Source organism: Polaribacter pectinis (genome assembly GCF_014352875.1).
Classification (GTDB): domain Bacteria; phylum Bacteroidota; class Bacteroidia; order Flavobacteriales; family Flavobacteriaceae; genus Polaribacter; species Polaribacter pectinis.
Window position 1 is genome coordinate 851,323 of the sequence record NZ_CP060695.1, and the last position, 19,227, is coordinate 870,549.

Below are 19,227 nucleotides of genomic sequence, written 5' to 3' on the forward strand. Positions count from 1 at the left end.
TGTAGCAAAACTGTATATATTTTAGTTGATTTTACTACTGTTATTGTTGATGTTGTTTGTAGTTCAAAATACGTTCCGTTTTTTAAACGCTATATTTTAGATTGTTTTAGAGCCGCTTTAATAAAATCTACAAATAAAGGATGTGGTTTTAACACTGTACTTTTATATTCTGGATGATATTGTACCCCAACAAACCAAGGATGAGAAGCAATTTCTACAACTTCTACCAAACCAGTTTTTGGATTTATTCCTGCAGCTTTCATTCCAGCAGCTTCAATTTGCTCTAAATAATCGTTGTTAAATTCGAAACGATGTCTGTGACGTTCGCTAATTAATTCAGATTTATAAGCCTTGTAAACTTTAGAACCTTTCTTTAACTCGCAATCCCAAGCACCTAAACGCATTGTACCACCTTTTTCAGTTACATTTTCTTGACTTTCCATTAAGTTGATAACTGGGTGTTTTGCACTTTTATTCATTTCTGTAGAAGAAGCTCCTTCAAGATTAAGAACATTTCTAGCATATTCTATAACCGCCATTTGCATTCCTAAACAAATTCCGAAGAAAGGAATGTTGTTTTCACGTGCATATTTTACAGCTCTAATTTTTCCTTCAATTCCTCTATCTCCAAAACCAGGAGCAACTAAAATTCCGTTTACACCTTGTAATTTTTTCTCTGCATTTTTAGGTGTTAAGCTTTCTGAATGTACCCAACGTACTTTCACTTTAGTTTCGTTAGAAGAGCCTGCGTGAATAAAAGCTTCTGTAATAGATTTATAAGAATCGTGTAACTCTACATATTTACCAATTAAAGCAATTTCTACTTCGTGCTTAGGGTTTTTATGTTTTCTCAAGAAGTTGTTCCAAACTTTTAATTCTGGTTCACCTTTAGAAGAAAGTTTCAACTTATTTAAAACAACAGTGTCTAAATTTTGCTCTAACATTAAATTAGGAACATCATAAATAGTTTCTGCATCTATAGATTGTATAACATCTTCTTTCTTAACATTACAGAATAAAGCTAGTTTACGTTTAATATCATCAGAAATTTCATGCTCTGTTCTACACACTAATATATCTGGGCTTACACCACTTTGCATCAACATTTTTACTGAATGTTGTGTAGGTTTTGTTTTTAATTCACCAGCTGCGGCTAAATAAGGCACTAAAGTTAAATGAATAACAATGGCGTTTTCTTCTCCTTTTTCCCAAAGGAGTTGTCTTACAGACTCTACATAAGGTAAAGATTCAATGTCACCAACAGTTCCACCAATTTCTGTAATTACTATATCGTAATCGCCAGTTTCACCTAAAAGTTGAATTCTACGTTTAATTTCATCTGTAATATGAGGAATTACTTGTACCGTTTTTCCTAAAAACTCTCCTTTACGCTCTTTATTTATTACAGATTGATAGATTCTACCTGTAGTAACATTGTTTGCTTGAGACGTTGGAATGTTTAAATAACGCTCATAATGACCAAGATCTAAATCAGTTTCTGCACCATCATCAGTAACATAACATTCGCCATGTTCATAAGGATTAAGTGTTCCTGGATCTATGTTAATATAAGGGTCTAATTTTTGAATGGTTACAGAAAAACCTCTTTCTTGCAATAATTTTGCTAAAGAAGCTGCAATAATTCCTTTTCCTAGTGATGAAGTTACGCCTCCTGTTACAAAAACGTATTTAGTATTGTGCATGGTAATATTAGGTTTGGGCAAAAGTACTAACTCTAAAAATTCTGTCAAATAAAAAAGGTGAAAACATTTCTAAAATTTGTACTTTTGCACAAGACAAAAATATTTTTAATTTTTTTTCAAATAGTGTTTGTCAAAAATAAAAACAGTTGTATATTTGCCCACGCTTTAAATGAGGTAAAATTCTTTAAGCAAAAATAAAAAATTTAGAAGACATTTAAAAATACATATAATGCCGAAAAGAACGTATCAACCATCAAAGAGAAAGAGAAGAAACAAACATGGTTTCATGGAAAGAATGGCTTCTGCAAATGGAAGAAAAGTTTTAGCTAGAAGAAGAGCTAAAGGAAGAAAGAAAATTTCTGTTTCTTCGGAAACTAGACATAAAAGATAATGATTAACAATTTGTTAATAATTAAGGTGTTACTATTTTTAGTAACACCTTTTTTTATACCTAACTGCTAACTATTTTTACAAACTCATTAAACACAGTAACTTAACATGCCAAAAAGAAAAGACCTCAAATCAATTTTAATTATTGGATCTGGACCAATTGTCATTGGACAAGCGTGTGAATTCGATTATTCTGGTTCACAATCCTTACGTTCATTAAGAGAAGATGGAATAGAAACAATTCTAATAAATTCTAATCCTGCAACAATTATGACTGACCCTTCAATGGCAGATCATATCTATTTGTTGCCTCTTACCACAAAATCAATCATTCAAATTTTAAAAGAACATCCGCAAATTGATGCTGTTTTACCAACAATGGGTGGGCAAACTGCATTAAATCTTTGTATAGAAGCAGATGATAAAGGAATTTGGAAAGATTTTGATGTTAAATTAATTGGTGTAGATATAGATGCTATTAATATTACAGAAGATAGAGAGCAGTTTAGAGAGTTAATGTTAAAGATTGATGTGCCAATGGCACCTCAAGCAACAGCAACTTCATTTTTAAAAGGAAAAGAAATTGCCCAAGAATTTGGTTTTCCATTAGTAATTCGTTCTTCTTATACTTTAGGTGGAGCAGGAGCTTCTATAGTTTATGATCCAAAAGATTTTGATGAATTATTAAGTCGTGGTTTAGAAGCATCTCCAATTCATGAGGTGATGATTGACAAAGCCATGATGGGCTGGAAAGAATATGAATTAGAATTATTGCGTGATAAAAACGACAATGTTGTAATTATTTGTTCTATCGAAAATATGGATCCTATGGGAATTCATACTGGAGATTCTATTACAGTAGCACCAGCTATGACATTGTCTGACAAAACGTATCAAAGAATGCGTGACATGGCAATAAAAATGATGCGTTCTATTGGAGATTTCGAAGGTGGTTGTAACGTTCAATTTGCAGTTTCGCCAGATGAAAAAGAAGATATTATTGCTATTGAAATCAATCCACGAGTTTCTCGTTCTTCAGCATTGGCTTCAAAAGCAACAGGTTATCCTATTGCAAAAGTAGCAACAAAATTAGCTATTGGTTATTCTTTAGATGAATTAGAAAACGGAATTACAAAATCTACTTCTGCTTTATTTGAGCCAACTTTAGATTATGTAATTGTAAAAATACCACGTTGGAATTTTGATAAATTCGAAGGTTCAGACAGAACTTTAGGTTTACAAATGAAAGCCGTTGGAGAAGTAATGGGAATTGGACGTTCTTTTCAAGAAGCATTGCACAAAGCAACACAGTCTTTAGAAATTAAAAGAAATGGTTTAGGTGCAGACGGAAAAGGATACACAGATTACAACCAAATTATAGAGAAATTAACCAATGCAAGTTGGGACAGAGTTTTTGCAATTTACGATGCAATTGCAATGGGAATTCCTTTGAGCCAGATTTACGATATCACAAAAATTGACATGTGGTATTTAAAACAATATGAGGAGTTGTTTCAACTTCAAAAAGAGATTTCTACTTATACAATAGATACAATTCAGAGAGATTTATTGTTAGAGGCAAAACAAAAAGGTTATGGAGATAGACAAATAGCACACATGTTAAGCTGTTTAGAAAGTGAAGTCTATAACAAAAGAGAAGAATTAAAAGTACAACGTGTATTTAAATTAGTAGATACTTGTGCAGCAGAATTCAAAGCAAAAACACCTTATTACTATTCAACTTTCGAAAACGAAATTGAAACTGCAGATGGAGAAATTACCATAGCAAATGAAAGTATTGTTACAGATAAGAAGAAAATTATTGTTTTAGGTTCTGGACCAAACAGAATCGGACAAGGAATTGAGTTCGATTATTGTTGTGTGCATGGAGTTTTAGCAGCTGCAGAATGTGGTTATGAAACGATTATGATTAACTGTAATCCTGAAACGGTTTCTACAGATTTTGATACTGCTGATAAATTATATTTCGAACCAGTTTTCTGGGAACATATTTATGATATTATTCGTCATGAAAAACCAGAAGGAGTTATTGTGCAATTAGGTGGACAAACTGCATTAAAATTAGCAGAAAAGTTAACGAAATATGGAATTAAAATTATTGGTACTTCTTTTGAAGCATTAGATTTAGCAGAAGATAGAGGTAGTTTTTCAGAATTGTTAAAGAGAAACAATATTCCTTATCCAGAATTCGGTATTGCAGAAACTGCAGATGAAGCTTTAACTTTAGCAGACCAATTAGATTTCCCAATTTTGGTAAGACCTTCTTATGTATTAGGAGGACAAGGAATGAAAATCGTTATCAACAAAGAAGAATTAGTAGAACATGTTGTAGATTTATTAGGTAGAATGCCTGGTAATAAATTATTGTTAGACCACTATTTAGATGGCGCAATAGAAGCAGAAGCAGATGCAATTTGCGATGCTGATGGAAATGTGTACATTATAGGTATTATGGAGCATATAGAGCCTTGTGGAATTCATTCTGGAGATTCTAATGCAACTTTACCAGCCTTTAATTTAGGTGAATTTGTATTGCAACAAATTAAAGATCATACACATACCATTGCAAGAGAATTAAAAACTGTAGGTCTAATAAACGTACAATTTGCCATAAAAGATGATATTGTTTATATTATTGAAGCAAACCCAAGAGCTTCTAGAACAGTGCCTTTTATAGCAAAAGCATACAAAGAACCGTATGTAAATTATGCTACAAAGGTAATGTTGGGTCATAATAAAGTTACAGACTTTAATTTTAATCCACAATTAGATGGTTATGCAATTAAGCAACCAGTATTCTCTTTTAATAAGTTTCCGAATGTAAACAAGAAGCTAGGTCCAGAAATGAAATCTACTGGAGAAAGCATCTTATTTATAGATAGTCTAAAAGATGACGAATTTTACGATTTATACTCTAGGCGTAAAATGTATTTGAATAAATAATATTTTATAAATATAATTGAAAAAAGCATCCTTTTTAAGGATGCTTTTTTGTTTTTCGCTAACGTAAGCACGAATATGAGATCGTTTTAATGACTTATATTCGTAGTTAGCGAAGTTCGGTTTTTTTTAGGAGAAATGAAAGAGGGAAAACACTTGTTTTTTATGAAACAGTTGTTTCCATTTTTCAACTAAAAGGAAATTTACTAAATTTTTATTAAAGAGTTTTTAATCCTAAATAATAGTCTTTGGTTTCTCTATCTAATTTTTCAATAGTGTACCTTAATGTTACTCTTGGCATAGAAGCTGCGTATTTATTAAGAAATTCTTTTAGTCTACTTTCATCTCTTTTACCTGCTTCTCTTATCCAACTTCCTACTGCTTTTTGCACGTATTCATCTTTGTCATTTATAAGAATTTTTGCAATTTTAAAAGTATCATCTATTTCGTCTTTTCTAATAAAATAATAGGTACTTACAATAGCTGTGCGTCTTTCCATTGGCATTTTAGACTTTGCCAATCTGTATAAAGGAGTTCTATCTTTATCGTATAAATAACCACCAACAACATAAGGTGCTGCTCTGTCTACCAAACCCCAATAATCTATTAAATGATGGTTATTTATATAGGCTTTGTAAACTTCTTTTTTTTCATCTGTAGAAGTTTTTTTATGTCTTGCTTTCCAATCTAAAACAGAAATTGCGCCCAATTTATGGTCTTCGTTTTTAGATTTTAATAATTCAACAACTTCATTTACAGGCATTCTTATAAACTCTTTTGCCAAAGAAAATATTTCCCTTTTAGGAATTTTTGCAACATATTCTTGTGTAATTAGGTCTAAAGTGGTTTTAAATTCTTTAGCAGTCATTTAAAGTATTTTAAACAAATTCTTTTAGTTGATGAAAATCTTCTATTACGGCATTTGCATTTTCTAATGTTTGTCCTTCAGATAGTTTGTTGGCATAACCAAAAACAAAGATGTTTGCATCATTTGCGGCTTTTATTCCGTTATCTGAATCTTCAATAACAATACAGTTTTCTTTTTTTACTTTAGATAAAAGAGCTGCTTTGTTAAATATTTCTGGATGAGGTTTAGATTCTTTTAAATCTGCGCCAGAAATTTTTGCTGTAAAATATTGGTTTAAATTGAATCTGTTAAAAACTCTATCAATATTTATCATTGCAGAAGAGGAAGCTAATATTAAGGTAATTCCATTTTGGTAGAAATACTTTATAATTTCTTCTACACCTTCAACCAAATGTAAATTTGGGTCATTTTCAAAGAAATTTACATAGCGTCTTCTTTTGTCTAAAACAAGTTCTTCAGGATTATTATCAATCTTAAAATGTGCCACCAATCTTTGGAAAGCATTAATGGTAGAAGAGCCTGTAAAGGATTTGTATAAATCATCTGAAACTTCTAAACCTAAAGAAACAAAGGTTTCGTAATAAGCTTTTTTGTGTATTTCTTCAGAATCTATAATAACGCCATCCATATCAAAAATGACACATTTTATTTCTTTTGGTAAGTTCATTAATCTAAAAATTTAGCTTTTAATTCTGGTGTAGGAATCATACAACTTTCTTTTTTGCCAAACCATTTATAACGGTTTTTGGCTATATAATCGTAGACAAAATTTCTAAATCCTTCAGGAAAAATCCATAAAAGAGTTGTTAGGCTCCAAACTCCGCCAAAATCTTGCATCACTTTTAATGCCGCAGTAGATTTTACATCATAAGAATCACCAGGTTCGTATAAAATAATGGAATCTGTTTTAGAAGTATCTATGTTTAAATAATTTATAATTTGTTGTCCAGAATTAGACTGAATTGCAGCAAATATAAAAGTGTTTTTTTTATCGTATTTAATTACTTTAGAAACGGAATTATTGCATAAATTACAAACACCGTCAAATAAAATTACTTTCTTATTTCTAGGAATATCAATCATTTAAACCCTTTATTTTTTATCCAAAACAAAGATACTTTATCTTTTTTTAATTTTATTGTAACATTATTTATTTTAAGACGTCTTATGGTTGTATTTAATGTTTAAAATTATTGCTTTTAACAAAAAATTAGTAACCGTAATCAATAGCATTCAATACTTTTATATCCAAACTACCAACCAATGATTAAAATAGAACAACTGCACAAATCTTATCCTATTGGTAAAGATTCACTTCATGTTTTAAAAGGAATAGATTTACATATAAAAGAAGGCGAGTTTGTCTCTATTATGGGTTCTTCTGGTTCTGGAAAATCTACATTATTAAACATTGTTGGCTTGTTAGATGAACATGATGAAGGTAATTATTTTCTTAATGGTCAGCTTATTAAGAACTTAAATGAGAAAAAAGCAGCCATTTTAAGAAATAAATTTTTAGGCTTTGTTTTTCAATCATTTAACTTAATTTCTTACAAAACAGCTTTAGAAAATGTTGCATTGCCTTTATATTATAAGGGTATGGCAAGAAAAGAACGTTTAAAAGTTGCTTTAGAGTATTTAGATAAAGTTGGTTTAAAAGATTGGGCAAACCATTTACCAAACGAACTTTCTGGAGGACAAAAACAACGTGTTGCAATTGCAAGAGCATTGGTTACTAAACCAAAAGTTGTTTTGGCAGATGAACCAACAGGAGCATTAGATTCTACTACTACAGATTCTGTAATGGATTTGTTAAAAGATATTAATGACGAAGGAATGACGGTTTTTGTAATTACTCACGAAGAAGAAGTTGCAGAACAGACAAAAAGAGTGGTACGTTTAAAAGACGGTTTAATTATTAGTGACGAGATAACTTCTGTAGGAAAAGCTAAAGCCGTTTAATATGTTTGATTTAGATCGTTGGAGAGAAATATTTCAAAGTATAAATAAAAACAGGTTACGTTCTGTAATGTCTGGTTTTACAGTTGCTTTTGCAATTTTATTATTCACATTACTTTTTGGTGTTGTTAGTGGGTTAAGTAATTCATTTACTAACGCTTTTAATGATGATGCACAGAACTCTATGTTTGTGCGTGTTTGGAAAACATCTAAACCTTTTAAAGGGTTACAAACGGGAAGAAGAGTTCAATTAAGAAATGATGATTATGATTTTGTAGCAAAAGAATATGAAGACAAAATTCAATATCAATCTGCAAGAATCTATAAGAATTTTTCTATAAAATATAAAAGTGAGGCTAGTAATTATAATATTAGAGCTGTAAATCCAGATCATCAATTTTTAGAAAAAACGATTATTGATGAAGGTAGATATTTAAACGAAAGAGATCTTAAAGAAAAATCGAAAGTTATTGTAATTGGTAGATTAATTAAAAAGGATTTATTTGGAGAAAAAATTGCTTTAGGAAAAAGAGTAAATGTAAACGGAAGTTCTTTTCTAATTATCGGTATTTTTTCTGATGAAGGAGGAGATAATGAAGAGAGAATGGCTTATATACCAGTTACTACAGCACAAATGATGTATGGTAATAACGATTATATCAGTCAGATTAATTTAGGATACAATCCAAATTTAAGTCTAGATGCAGCAATTGCATTCGGAAATAAAATGGAACGAGATTTACGTAAAAAGTTAAACATTCATCCAGATGACCAAAGTGCGCTTTCTGTTAGAAATATGGCAGAAGCAAATAAAGGAGTTGGGCAATTTATGTTTGTACTTTATTTAATTGTAATTTTTGTTGGTTCTGGAACTTTAATTGCTGGAATAATAGGTATTTCTAATATTATGATTTTTGTAATAAAAGAAAGAACTAAAGAATTCGGAATTAGAAAAGCATTGGGTGCAGTACCATCTTCAATTGTAGGTATGGTTGTGCAAGAATCCGTTTTAATTACCACTATTGCAGGTTATTTAGGACTGTCTTTAGGAACTTATATATTAAGTTTAATTGGTAATAGTTTAGAAGAAGATTACTTTATAAAAGACCCAAGTGTAAGCCCAGGAATAGTATTGGGAGCAACTATTGTATTAATCTTATCAGGATTAATTGCAGGTTATGTGCCAGCTAAAAGAGCTGCAAATATTAAACCTATTGAAGCATTAAGAGCAGATTAATTATGAAATTTTTATTCGATTCAGATACTTGGCAAGAAATTTACGGAAGCATTCGTAAAAACAAAATGAGAACCGCAATTACTATTGTTGGTGTACTTTGGGGAATTTTCTTGTTAGTGGTTTTATTAGGTGCAGCAAGAGGTATGGAGAATGGTTTTAACAAACTGTTTGGTAATTTTGCAACCAATAGTGTTTTTGTTTGGACACAATCTACAGACACACCTTTTAAAGGTTTTCAAGAAGGTAGAAGGTTTAGTTTAACAATGAATGATATAGATGTTTTAAAGTCTGAATATTCTGATGAAATTAAATTATTAGCTCCAAGAAATCAAACAAACAATTTAATTATAAAAGATTTTAAATCTGGTAATTTTCAAGTAAGTGGAGATTATCCAATTTTAGATCAAATTCAGAAAAAACAATTATTATACGGACGTTTTTTGAATGGAAATGATATTCTAACTACTGCAAAAGTAGCTGTTATATCAGAAGATATGTACAAGCAATTGTTTGATAAAGATGAATTTCCAATTGGTCAGTATATCAAAATAAACGCTATTGGTTATCAAGTTATTGGGGTTTACAAACCTTCTAATACAATTGATTTTGATGGAGATTGTGCATACATACCTTTTACAACTTTTAAAAAAGTATATAATACAGCCAATAAAGTAGATTGGATGATGATTACTGCAAACGAAGGAACCAATATAGAGCAAATGGAAAAAGATGTTTTGCTTACTTTAAAAGGACTTCATAAAGTGCATCCAGATGACGAACGTGCTTTTGGTAGTGTTAATTTAGGAAAAGAAATTGGGAAAATTACTGGCTTTTTAACAGGAATGCAGTTTTTAACTTGGTTTGTAGGTATAGCTACTTTAATTGCAGGAGTTTTTGCAATTGGTAATATTTTATTAATTACCGTTAAAGAAAGAACAAAAGAAATAGGTATTAGAAGAGCTTTAGGCGCAACACCCAAAAGTATAAGACAGCAAATTATTTTAGAATCTGTTTTTTTAACAACCATTGCTGGTATGTTAGGTATTGTTTTTGGCGCATTAATTCTATTTTTAATAGACACAGCATTTGGACAAGGAGAAGATGCCGCTTTAATAAACCCAACAGTTAATATACCAATTATATTAATTGCATTTGTAACATTAATAGTGTTAGGAACTTTAATAGGATTAATTCCTGCACATATGGCAACAGTAGTAAAACCAATAGAAGCATTAAGAGAAGAATAAAATCAATTAACAACAAATCATGAGCAAGAGATCAAAAATTATTTTAATAGTTATTGCAGTATTTTTTATTGCAGCACTTATTTGGTTCGGTAAAAAGAACGCAAAAAGTATTGTAGAATTCGAAACTGAAACTCCATTTAGAACAACAATTGTTAAAAAAACAGTTGCTACTGGTAAAGTAATACCTTTAGAGGAAATTGAAATTAAACCTCAAATAACTGGTATTATAGACAAAGTATTGTTGTTAGAAGGTTCTAAAGTTAAAAAAGGAGATTTAATTGCAACCGTAAGAGTTGTACCTAATGAGCAATCTTTAATTAGTGCTAAAGGTAGAGTAGATAATGCAAAATTAAGAGTAAATAATTCAGCAGTTTCTTATAAAAGAACGAAGAATTTATTCGATAAAGGTGTAATTGCAAGAGCAGAATATGAAGGAGTAGAGCTTACTTATAATCAAGCAAAACAAGATTTAAAAAATGCTCAAAACGATTATCAAATAATAAAAAGAGGTTCTGCAGGTTCTGGTGGAAGTGCAAATACAAACATAATTGCACAAATGTCTGGAACAATTCTAGAAATTCCTGTAAAAGAAGGAGATCAAGTAATTCAGTCTAACAACTTTAATGCAGGAACAACAATTGCATCGATTGCAGACATGAGTAAAATGATTTTTGAAGGAAAAGTAGATGAATCTGAAGTTGGTAAATTAGTAAAAGGAACAGAAATTGAAGTTTCAATTGGTGCCATTGAAGGAACAAAGTTTCCAGCAAAATTAAACTTTATTGCGCCTAAAGGAACTGAAGAAGGTGGTGCAGTACAATTTAAAATTAAAGCAGATGTTTCTTTAGATGATAAATTCTTTATTAGAGCAGGTTATAGTGCAAATGCAGATATTGTTTTAGTAAAAAAAGATAGTGTTTTATCTATAAAAGAAGCATTGTTAAGATTTGATAAAAAGACTGAAGAGCCTTATGTAGAAGTAAAACAAGCAGATGGTAACTATGAAAAGAAAACTTTAAAATTAGGAACTTCAGATGGAGTAAATGTTGAAGTTTTAGAAGGAGTTACAAAAGATGACGAAATTAAAATTTGGAACAAAGCTTCTAAAGACGATAAGAAAAAAGAAGACTAATTTTTTAGCAATTAGTTGATTTTAAAAAGAGGAATTTCATATATGAAATTTCTCTTTTTTTGTTTTAAATAATGATTATCAGTCAATTAATCTAATGATTTCCACCAAACCAAAAAGAACTTTTCAATTTCTCCATTTGGTTTTTTCAGCCAACAAAGAGGAGAAAATTGTCTTTCTAAATATTCTAAAGAATTTTCTTTAAATTGATAAAAAGATTGCCATTCTACATTTTGGTGCGGAATTACCAACCAATTTTTTTTATTAGGAATGTAAAATTTACACTCTGTAAATTGATTTAATTCATCTTTATTGATGTAAAAACCAATTACACAATCAGAATTTAATTGTTTTAATTTGATATTTCTATTTGAAAACGGAACAAATAATTGTGCTTTAAAATAGACTTGTTGCTCAATTTTGTTATTTTCTAAATTCAGTGTTTTTAAATACTCTGTACATTCTTTAGAGTAGAGAAGTGGTAACTGTTTATGTTTAAGTTTGTCTAACTTTTCAACCAAAGAATCTTTTTTATTCGGACCAATAAAATGTTCAATTTCATTTGTACCAAAGGTGTTATCATACAAATAGAATTTATAAATAATTTCTAAATGAATAGGTTTTTTATTTTTTGATATAATACAGTCTAATTCCCCTAATGTAATTTTATCTTTCTGAATTTGAATATTCTCACATAAAATTTCAATAGTAGTTTCTTGTTCCAATTCAAACGAAACAAACTTTTCAATGTATTTTCCTAAACGTAGTTTTTCATTGATTTCAGTATCAAATTTCATTGATTTCGATTCGATTTTAAATTGCTTTAAATCATATACAGCATTGTCTTTCCACAAACAATTTGTTTGTAGAAAACCATCATATCTTTTCTGAATGTCTTTTGTTTTTTGATGCATTTCAAATTCGAAGTTACAAATCTATTTTGTAAATTGAACTTTTAAAACACATCTATAATGCAATTCGAAAAATCTACTTTTAAATACTTACAAGATTTACAAAAAAATAACAATAGAGATTGGTTTGCAGACCACAAAGAAACCTATTTAAAAGCGCAACAAAATGCGAAAGATGTATTTGCAGAGATTCATTTAAACTTGCAAAAACATGATGAAATAGAGAAATCTAAAATGATGCGTATTTATAGAGATGTTCGTTTTTCTAAAGATAAAACACCTTATAAAGCTCATTTTGCAAATTCATATTCTAGATTAGGAAAAGAATTAAGAGGTGGTTATTTTTTAAGAATTAGACCAGGAGAATCTTTTTTAGCTGGCGGATTTTGGGAACCGAGTAAAGAAGACTTATTCCGAATTCGTAAAGAAATTGAGTTAGATGCATCAGAAATAAAAGACATTTTAGAAGAGAAGAATTACAAGAAACATTTTGGTGGAAAATTCGAAAGTTTTAGCGAATTAAAAACTGCTCCTAGAGGTTTTGATAAAGAACATCCAGATGTAGATTTATTGCGTAAAAAAGGTTTTATTGCAACCAAAAATTTTACGGATGAGGAAGTTTTATCTCCAAATTTTATACAAGAAGTAGACAAAAGTTTTAAAGCTTTGCGTCCGTTTTTTAATCTATTTAGTGATATTCTAACCACAAATTTAAACGGAGAAAGAATTATTTAAAAAAAGTTAGTATAACTTTATTAGAATGATTGTTTCAAAATAAAACACACCTATTCTATCACAGAAATGATATTGTAAATTACATTTTGAAGTTTGTAATCAATATCAGAAGCACTTTTCATTATTTGCAATCCATAATAAGAAGTTATCAAATAATTCGCATATACTTTGCTAGATTTACTATTGTTTATAGAACCTAAATTTTGTCCTCTTTTTACAAGATCTTCAAATAAATCTAAAATATATGATTGTTGATTTTTTACCAATCTAATTATTTGGGGCTCTTTATTATTTGTTTCAGAAATATAATTCGGAATTAAGTATTCTTTATTAGATTCATTAATAGAGAATTCTAAAAGTTCTCGAATAGTTTTTAATGGATTTGTAGAAGCCATTATTATGTTCTGAATATCTCTTCTGTATTTAGATTCGCAATTGTTAAAACACTCAATAAACAATTCTAGTTTACTTCCAAATGAATTGTAAATACTAGATCTATTCAATCCACTTACAGAAACAATATCTTCCATAGAAGTAGCACAATACCCTTTTGAATAAAAAAGTAAAGTTACTTTATTCAAAATATTAGCTTTATTAAAAGAAGTTTTTTTAGACATAGTATTGAAACGATTATTTCAAAAAAAATAATCGTCGTAATTTACTAAATTAATCATTATTTAAACTGAAAAAACAAAAATGAAACTATTTTATCAAAAGGATATTAACAAATAGAGAAATATTACTGAAGGTTTTTATTTACTTCTCTTTTTAAAACGATAATTGTAATAATTGTAGATAGTGTATCTGCAATTGGGAAAGACCACCAAACACCATTTACACCAAAATACATTGGTAAAAAATAGGCTAGAGGAATTAAGAAAATTCCTTGTTTTAGAAGTGTTAAAAATAATGCAGGCATCGCTTTTCCTGCAGCTTGGAAATAGGCAGATCCAATTAATTGCATCGTTACAATTGGGGTTACTAAAAAGACAATTAACATTGCATTTGGGGTTTTTTCTAACAATGTTGCATCATTGGTAAAAACCCAAATAATTTGTTCTTTAAATATAACAATTCCTATAAAAATAATAGTTCCTACAATGGACCCAAAATAGATTGATTTCTTAATAGTTTCTTTAACTCTGTTATTTTTTTCTGCACCAATATTAAAACCAGCAACTGGTAAAAATCCTTGAGAGACACCTAAAACAGGAGATAAAGCAAACATCATAACTCTATTGATAATCCCAAATACGGCAATAGAAATTTCTCCTCCATAAGTAAAAAGCGAATAATTTAAAACAATCATTAAAATACTAATTGCACCTTGTCTAACGATAGAAACTCCACCAAGCTCAACAATTTCTCTTACAATTTTAAAATCTAATTTAAAGTTCTTTGGGATAATTTTTAATTCACTTTTAGAAGATAAAAAGAAATATAAAATATATAAACCACAACTTGCATAAGAAAGAGATGTTGCTAAACCTGCGCCATACATTCCCCAATCGAAAACTTTTATAAATATAATATCTAAAACCACGTTTAAAACTGCAGGAACCATCATTGCATACATGGCAAATTTAGGTTTTCCTTCTGCTCTAATTACAGGATTTCCCATCATAGCAAAAGCTAAAAAAGGAACTCCATAAATAATTACCCCAAAATATTCTGATGCAATTGGTAAAATATCGCCTTTTGCGCCGAATAAATTCAAAATAGGAACACTAAAAACATTACCAAGCGTTACAAAAAGAATGGCAAGAATTACAGTTAAACAAATCTGATTTCCAAACGTTAAAAAAGCTTTTTCAGAATTATTAGCACCTAAAGCTCTTGATATGATGGAACTTCCACCAATTCCAATTCCCATTCCAATAGATGAAATTAAAAATGCAATTGGTAAAACCACAGTAATTGCTGCGATTGCTAATACACCAATCCATTGTCCAACAAAAATGGTGTCTACAATCATGTTTAAAGACATTACAAGAATTCCTATTGTTGCAGGAACAGCTTGTTTTATCAATAATTTACTTATTTTTTCGGTACCTAAATCGCTTGCTAGTTTATTCATATAAAGTTTTACAAAGAACGTGAATCTTCCTTATTTTATCTAAAATGAAACATCAATAATTGTTATAGAAGTATTAAAATTTTTAAGTTTGCTAAAATCAAAAAAAATGGATTCAGTTTTTAGTGTAAAATTTAAAGTTAAAATCTCTGATATAGATGATTTGAACCATGTAAACAATGTTTCCTATGTAAAATGGATGGATACTGTTGCTTTTGAACATTTAGCCTATTTAACAAAAGATAATCCATTGTCTGAATATGTTTGGGTGGTTATGAAACACGAAATAGAGTATTTAAAACAAGCGGTTTTAGGAGATGAAGTTATTGGTAAAACCTGGGTTGGAGAAACAAGAGGTTTTACTTCTATACGTTATATTAATTTTTATAAAGATGATGTTGTAATACTAAAAGCAAAAACTACTTGGGCAATGTTAGATGCAAAAACATATAAGCCAGTAAGAATTAGAGAAAACGTTTTAAAAGTATTACAACCAAACAAATAAAAGTATCTTTGCAGCATTAAATTTAGAGAAAAAATGTCAACATTTTCAGCATTAGGTATTACCAAAGAATATATACAGTCTATTAAAGAATTAGGAATTTATAAACCTTCAGAAATTCAAGAGAAGGCAATACCTATTTTATTAAAAGGTAAAACCGATTTTATTGGTTTAGCACAAACAGGAACAGGAAAAACAGCAGCTTTTGGTTTGCCAATTCTTAATAATATAGATGCTACATCAGATAATATTCAGGCTTTAATTTTATCGCCAACAAGAGAACTGGTGCAGCAAATTAAGAAGCAGTTATTCAAGTTTACAAAATATAATGAAGAAAAAATCTTTGTAGAAGCTGTTTTTGGTGGAGAAAAAATTGACAGACAAATTGGTAATTTAAAAAGAACTACACATGTTGTTGTGGCAACTCCAGGAAGATTAATCGATTTAATTGAAAGAGGAGATATAGATATCAGTCACGTTAAAACAGTTGTTTTAGATGAAGCTGATGAAATGTTAAGCATGGGTTTTAAACAAGATTTGAATAGAATCTTAAAGTTTACAACTAAAAACGACAGAAATACTTGGTTATTTTCTGCAACAATGCCAGAAGAAATAAAAAAGATTGTAAAAACTTATATGGATGCTAATGCGCCAAGAGTTGAAATAAATCCTGATTCTTTAGTAAATGAAAACATTAGACATCAATTTGCTAGAACTACAATCAAAGAAAAAACAGGGAAAATTATTACCTTTTTAGAAAAAAGAGATGCACAAAGAGGTATCATTTTTTGTAGAACAAAAGCTGGAGCGCAAAATTTAGCAGATGAATTAATAGAAGAAGGTTTTTCTGCAGCTGCTTTAGAAGGAGATATGCAACAAAAAGAACGTGATAAAGTAATGCGTGCTTTTAAAAATGAAAGTCTACAATATTTAGTTTCTACAGATGTTTCTGCACGTGGAATTGATGTTAGAGATTTAGAATTTGTAATTCACCATCAATTACCAGAACAATTAGATTACTATACACATAGAAGTGGAAGAACTGCAAGAGCTGGAAAAACAGGTATATCTTTAGCATTTGTCTTGCCTTATGAAATTGAGAGAATTCACGAAATTCAGAAAGACTTAAACATTAAATTTACTGAAGTAGATATATAAAAATGAATTTAATTTACGTTTTAGATATTCTTGGAACGTTTGCATTTGCAATTAGTGGAGCTTTAGTGGCTTCAGATAAGAGATTCGATTTATTTGGCGTAATCATTATTGCTTTTGTTACAGCTGTTGGTGGTGGAATGTTACGTGATGTATTAATAAATGCGCATCCAATAAATTGGATTGGAGATCTAAATTACTTTTGGACCATCTTAATTGCAGTTGTTTTTACCTTTCTTTTTAAAAGTAAAATTGCTCATTTAAGCAAAACCATGTTTTTGTTTGATACAGTTGGTATAGGTGTATTTACTTTATTAGGTTTAGAAAAAGCATTGTCCTTTGGTTTACACCCAATTATTGCCCTAATAATGGGAATGATTTCTGCAGTTTTTGGAGGTGTTTTACGTGATGTTTTAACAAATAAAATTCCATTAATTTTCGAAAAAGAAATTTATGCTTCTGCATGTTTAGCTGGTGGAATTACGTATTTAATTTTGAATTATTTTGGATTTCCAGAAAATATTATTTTTATAATTTCTGCATCTGTAATTGTTATTATTAGAGCAGTTGCTGTAAAATTTGAATTGCAATTACCAAAAATTAAAGACGATTTATTTACTAAAAACTAAATAATGAAACCATTAGAATTTACAGATTTCTCCGAATTTAAATTAATGTTAGGTAAAGAATTACCAACAGGAAATTGGTACACAATTACCCAAGAAATGATTAACAATTTTGCCAACGCAACGTTAGACAAACAATGGATTCATATTGATGAAAAAAGGGCAGAGAAGGAGAGTCCTTTTAAAAGCACAGTTGCACATGGTTTTATGTCTGTTGCCATGATTTCTAGAATGTTAGAAGAAGCTTTTACAATTAAAAGTGTAAAAATGGGACTGAATTATGGAATAAATAAAGTTCGTTTTCCAAGTCCTGTTCCTGTAAATAGTGAATTAAGAATGTTGAGTTCTGTAAAAGAAATTGAAGAGTTAGCAAACAACGGAATTAAAGTAACCTTTTCTTGTACTATAGAAATAAAAGGGCAACAAAAACCAGCTTGTGTAGCAGAGTTTATTGCTGCTTTGTTTGAATAATTTAATATAAAAAAGCCTTACAAATCAATATTTATAAGGCATCTTTTAAGATTTAATTATTTTAAAGTTTTACTTTAAAATTCCATCTGCAATACATTTTTTTGAATACCAGATTAAGAAAATGCAAACAACAATAATCATAATTGGCATTACGTACATTTTTAAATCAGCATTCATCATAATATGAACTTGTTGAATTGTAGCACAGACTCCTGAAAGAATAAATAGGTAATACGCAATTTTCTTTCTTGCCAAAAAGAAGATGCAACCTAAAAATCCGCCAAAAACAGCCAAAGCAAATAGTGCAGTAATCCAAGCAGGATGTTCTACCAACATTTCTGCTTGTTGTTCTGGAGATAATTGCGCTATCATATCTTCTGTTATCAAAGCTTGAAATAAATAAGCACTAACTCCCATGAGATTCCATAAAAGTGCTAGCACTCCAATAACCCAAAAAGCTTTACTTGGTTTGTTTAAATTTTCTGTCATAATAAAAATAGTTTAGTTAGTTGATTTATTAAAAGTAGTAAAAAAACTTGTGAAACTATAAAATGTAAAGTATTTTTGTCATTATATAAAGTAAATTTGTCTAATTGTAAAATAAATAAGATGTCGAAACAATCAATTTGTGAAAGAGAAAGAAGTCATTTAGAAAAAATGAATAAATTTCAACTAGGAAATCAATTTAAAAAGATAGGACTCATTATTGCAATAGGAACTTTTGTTTTAATGATTGGTAGAAAATATATTGAAGATTCTGAATGGATAAGACCAATTTTGCACGGAATATTATTAATTGGTTTGTTGCTAATCTCTTTATCAAAAGAAAAAATTGAAGATGAATTTATAGACAGTTTACGATCTCAATCATATAGATTGGCTTTTATTATGGCAATTGTATATTCTTTAGTACAGCCTTTGGTTAATTATGGAGTAGGGAATTTATTGAATCAAAATGAGGAAATGAAGAGTTTTAGTTATTTTCAAGTATTATTTTTTATGCTAATAGTTCAGTTGATGTTTTTCTGGCAACTTAAAAGAATGAACAAATAAGATGAAGAACACACTTAAAGTACAACGTGCAATATTAGATTTAACACAAGATGATTTAGCAAAAGCAATTGGTGTTTCTAGACAAACTATCAATTCTATTGAAAAGAGTAGGTATGTACCATCAACAGTTTTAGCATTAAAATTATCAGCAATATTTAAAATACCAGTAAATGAGTTTTTTAAATTAGAAGAAGATGATTAAAGTT

Annotated in this window: 21 protein-coding genes; 13 read left to right on the top strand and 8 right to left on the bottom strand. The window is 29.4% G+C overall.

Annotation, left to right across the window (positions count from 1 at the left end):
• Nucleotides 1–89: 89 nt before the first annotated feature.
• Entirely contained in the window at nt 90–1,703 is a 1,614-nt protein-coding gene (pyrG, locus tag H9W90_RS04055; protein WP_187483186.1) for a CTP synthase, read from the bottom strand.
• A gap of 229 nt (nt 1,704–1,932) precedes the next feature.
• Here pyrG and rpmH point away from each other — a divergent pair, with 229 nt between their 5' ends.
• On the top strand, nt 1,933–2,094 hold the full coding sequence (rpmH, locus tag H9W90_RS04060; protein WP_187483187.1) for a 50S ribosomal protein L34: 162 nt from the start codon (nt 1,933–1,935) through the stop codon (nt 2,092–2,094).
• Nucleotides 2,095–2,201: 107 nt separating this feature from the next.
• Nucleotides 2,202–5,057, top strand: a complete 2,856-nt coding sequence (carB, locus tag H9W90_RS04065; protein WP_187483188.1) for a carbamoyl-phosphate synthase large subunit — start codon at nt 2,202–2,204, stop codon at nt 5,055–5,057.
• A gap of 214 nt (nt 5,058–5,271) precedes the next feature.
• Here carB and H9W90_RS04070 read toward each other — a convergent pair whose 3' ends face one another.
• The 3 genes from H9W90_RS04070 to H9W90_RS04080 are packed head-to-tail and all read right to left on the bottom strand — an operon-like array spanning nt 5,272 to nt 7,005.
• On the bottom strand, nt 5,272–5,922 hold the full coding sequence (locus H9W90_RS04070) for a DNA alkylation repair protein (RefSeq protein WP_187483189.1): 651 nt from the start codon (nt 5,920–5,922) through the stop codon (nt 5,272–5,274).
• Nucleotides 5,923–5,932: 10 nt separating this feature from the next.
• The gene (locus tag H9W90_RS04075) at nt 5,933–6,589 is read right to left on the bottom strand and encodes an HAD family hydrolase (RefSeq protein WP_187483190.1); all 657 of its coding nucleotides are present in this window, start codon (nt 6,587–6,589) and stop codon (nt 5,933–5,935) included.
• Nucleotides 6,589–7,005, bottom strand: coding sequence for a thiol-disulfide oxidoreductase DCC family protein (locus tag H9W90_RS04080; RefSeq protein ID WP_187483191.1), 417 nt, complete (start codon nt 7,003–7,005; stop codon nt 6,589–6,591). Before H9W90_RS04080 ends, H9W90_RS04075 begins: the two co-directional genes overlap by 1 nt.
• Before the next feature lie 180 nt (nt 7,006–7,185).
• On the opposite strand from H9W90_RS04080, the gene H9W90_RS04085 reads away from it, so the two are divergent.
• Genes H9W90_RS04085 through H9W90_RS04100 form a run of 4 tightly spaced genes read left to right on the top strand, consistent with a single transcriptional unit; the run spans nt 7,186 to nt 11,497 of the window.
• Nucleotides 7,186–7,884 carry an ABC transporter ATP-binding protein gene (locus H9W90_RS04085; protein WP_187483192.1) on the top strand — a complete coding sequence of 233 codons (699 nt, stop codon included), beginning with the start codon at nt 7,186–7,188 and terminating at the stop codon, nt 7,882–7,884.
• 1 nt (nt 7,885) lies between these two features.
• Nucleotides 7,886–9,118, top strand: coding sequence for an ABC transporter permease (locus tag H9W90_RS04090; protein ID WP_187483193.1), 1,233 nt, complete (start codon nt 7,886–7,888; stop codon nt 9,116–9,118).
• Between the two features lie 2 nt (nt 9,119–9,120).
• Complete coding sequence (locus H9W90_RS04095) at nt 9,121–10,365, top strand: ABC transporter permease (RefSeq protein WP_187483194.1); 1,245 nt, start codon at nt 9,121–9,123, stop codon at nt 10,363–10,365.
• Nucleotides 10,366–10,384: 19 nt separating this feature from the next.
• Nucleotides 10,385–11,497, top strand: coding sequence for an efflux RND transporter periplasmic adaptor subunit (locus H9W90_RS04100; RefSeq protein WP_187483195.1), 1,113 nt, complete (start codon nt 10,385–10,387; stop codon nt 11,495–11,497).
• 86 nt (nt 11,498–11,583) lie between these two features.
• Here H9W90_RS04100 and H9W90_RS04105 read toward each other — a convergent pair whose 3' ends face one another.
• The gene (locus H9W90_RS04105) at nt 11,584–12,408 is read right to left on the bottom strand and encodes a DUF1853 family protein (protein WP_187483196.1); all 825 of its coding nucleotides are present in this window, start codon (nt 12,406–12,408) and stop codon (nt 11,584–11,586) included.
• Nucleotides 12,409–12,465: 57 nt separating this feature from the next.
• Between H9W90_RS04105 and H9W90_RS04110 the strand changes: the two genes are divergently transcribed.
• Nucleotides 12,466–13,140 carry a DUF2461 domain-containing protein gene (locus H9W90_RS04110; RefSeq protein WP_187483197.1) on the top strand — a complete coding sequence of 225 codons (675 nt, stop codon included), beginning with the start codon at nt 12,466–12,468 and terminating at the stop codon, nt 13,138–13,140.
• A gap of 50 nt (nt 13,141–13,190) precedes the next feature.
• Here H9W90_RS04110 and H9W90_RS04115 read toward each other — a convergent pair whose 3' ends face one another.
• A complete protein-coding gene (locus H9W90_RS04115; protein WP_187483198.1) occupies nt 13,191–13,757 on the bottom strand; it encodes a TetR/AcrR family transcriptional regulator in 567 nt (188 codons plus the stop codon).
• A 122-nt stretch (nt 13,758–13,879) separates the two neighbouring features.
• On the bottom strand, nt 13,880–15,217 hold the full coding sequence (locus tag H9W90_RS04120) for an MATE family efflux transporter (RefSeq protein WP_187483199.1): 1,338 nt from the start codon (nt 15,215–15,217) through the stop codon (nt 13,880–13,882).
• A 106-nt stretch (nt 15,218–15,323) separates the two neighbouring features.
• Here H9W90_RS04120 and H9W90_RS04125 point away from each other — a divergent pair, with 106 nt between their 5' ends.
• From H9W90_RS04125 to H9W90_RS04140, 4 genes are read left to right on the top strand one after another with little or no spacing between them, the layout of a single operon-like run.
• Nucleotides 15,324–15,719 (top strand): acyl-CoA thioesterase, encoded by a 396-nt coding sequence (locus H9W90_RS04125; protein ID WP_187483200.1) that lies wholly within the window; start codon nt 15,324–15,326, stop codon nt 15,717–15,719.
• Nucleotides 15,720–15,752: 33 nt separating this feature from the next.
• Entirely contained in the window at nt 15,753–16,874 is a 1,122-nt protein-coding gene (locus H9W90_RS04130; RefSeq protein WP_187483201.1) for a DEAD/DEAH box helicase, read from the top strand.
• 2 nt (nt 16,875–16,876) lie between these two features.
• Entirely contained in the window at nt 16,877–17,500 is a 624-nt protein-coding gene (locus H9W90_RS04135; protein ID WP_187483202.1) for a trimeric intracellular cation channel family protein, read from the top strand.
• 3 nt (nt 17,501–17,503) lie between these two features.
• Nucleotides 17,504–17,968, top strand: coding sequence for a MaoC family dehydratase (locus H9W90_RS04140; protein WP_187483203.1), 465 nt, complete (start codon nt 17,504–17,506; stop codon nt 17,966–17,968).
• A gap of 69 nt (nt 17,969–18,037) precedes the next feature.
• On the opposite strand, the gene H9W90_RS04145 is transcribed toward H9W90_RS04140, so the two are convergent.
• The gene (locus H9W90_RS04145) at nt 18,038–18,457 is read right to left on the bottom strand and encodes a hypothetical protein (protein ID WP_187483204.1); all 420 of its coding nucleotides are present in this window, start codon (nt 18,455–18,457) and stop codon (nt 18,038–18,040) included.
• 120 nt (nt 18,458–18,577) lie between these two features.
• Between H9W90_RS04145 and H9W90_RS04150 the strand changes: the two genes are divergently transcribed.
• Complete coding sequence (locus tag H9W90_RS04150) at nt 18,578–19,021, top strand: hypothetical protein (protein ID WP_187483205.1); 444 nt, start codon at nt 18,578–18,580, stop codon at nt 19,019–19,021.
• A gap of 1 nt (nt 19,022) precedes the next feature.
• A complete protein-coding gene (locus H9W90_RS04155; protein ID WP_187483206.1) occupies nt 19,023–19,223 on the top strand; it encodes a helix-turn-helix transcriptional regulator in 201 nt (66 codons plus the stop codon).
• Nucleotides 19,224–19,227 lie beyond the last annotated feature (4 nt).

Coding starts and splice junctions, on each gene's coding strand:
- pyrG (WP_187483186.1), bottom strand. CDS start 1,703: ATGCACAATACTAAATACGTTTTTGTAACAGGAGGCGTAACTTCATCA.
- rpmH (WP_187483187.1), top strand. CDS start 1,933: ATGCCGAAAAGAACGTATCAACCATCAAAGAGAAAGAGAAGAAACAAA.
- carB (WP_187483188.1), top strand. CDS start 2,202: ATGCCAAAAAGAAAAGACCTCAAATCAATTTTAATTATTGGATCTGGA.
- H9W90_RS04070 (WP_187483189.1), bottom strand. CDS start 5,922: ATGACTGCTAAAGAATTTAAAACCACTTTAGACCTAATTACACAAGAA.
- H9W90_RS04075 (WP_187483190.1), bottom strand. CDS start 6,589: ATGAACTTACCAAAAGAAATAAAATGTGTCATTTTTGATATGGATGGC.
- H9W90_RS04080 (WP_187483191.1), bottom strand. CDS start 7,005: ATGATTGATATTCCTAGAAATAAGAAAGTAATTTTATTTGACGGTGTT.
- H9W90_RS04085 (WP_187483192.1), top strand. CDS start 7,186: ATGATTAAAATAGAACAACTGCACAAATCTTATCCTATTGGTAAAGAT.
- H9W90_RS04090 (WP_187483193.1), top strand. CDS start 7,886: ATGTTTGATTTAGATCGTTGGAGAGAAATATTTCAAAGTATAAATAAA.
- H9W90_RS04095 (WP_187483194.1), top strand. CDS start 9,121: ATGAAATTTTTATTCGATTCAGATACTTGGCAAGAAATTTACGGAAGC.
- H9W90_RS04100 (WP_187483195.1), top strand. CDS start 10,385: ATGAGCAAGAGATCAAAAATTATTTTAATAGTTATTGCAGTATTTTTT.
- H9W90_RS04105 (WP_187483196.1), bottom strand. CDS start 12,408: ATGCATCAAAAAACAAAAGACATTCAGAAAAGATATGATGGTTTTCTA.
- H9W90_RS04110 (WP_187483197.1), top strand. CDS start 12,466: ATGCAATTCGAAAAATCTACTTTTAAATACTTACAAGATTTACAAAAA.
- H9W90_RS04115 (WP_187483198.1), bottom strand. CDS start 13,757: ATGTCTAAAAAAACTTCTTTTAATAAAGCTAATATTTTGAATAAAGTA.
- H9W90_RS04120 (WP_187483199.1), bottom strand. CDS start 15,217: ATGAATAAACTAGCAAGCGATTTAGGTACCGAAAAAATAAGTAAATTA.
- H9W90_RS04125 (WP_187483200.1), top strand. CDS start 15,324: ATGGATTCAGTTTTTAGTGTAAAATTTAAAGTTAAAATCTCTGATATA.
- H9W90_RS04130 (WP_187483201.1), top strand. CDS start 15,753: ATGTCAACATTTTCAGCATTAGGTATTACCAAAGAATATATACAGTCT.
- H9W90_RS04135 (WP_187483202.1), top strand. CDS start 16,877: ATGAATTTAATTTACGTTTTAGATATTCTTGGAACGTTTGCATTTGCA.
- H9W90_RS04140 (WP_187483203.1), top strand. CDS start 17,504: ATGAAACCATTAGAATTTACAGATTTCTCCGAATTTAAATTAATGTTA.
- H9W90_RS04145 (WP_187483204.1), bottom strand. CDS start 18,457: ATGACAGAAAATTTAAACAAACCAAGTAAAGCTTTTTGGGTTATTGGA.
- H9W90_RS04150 (WP_187483205.1), top strand. CDS start 18,578: ATGTCGAAACAATCAATTTGTGAAAGAGAAAGAAGTCATTTAGAAAAA.
- H9W90_RS04155 (WP_187483206.1), top strand. CDS start 19,023: ATGAAGAACACACTTAAAGTACAACGTGCAATATTAGATTTAACACAA.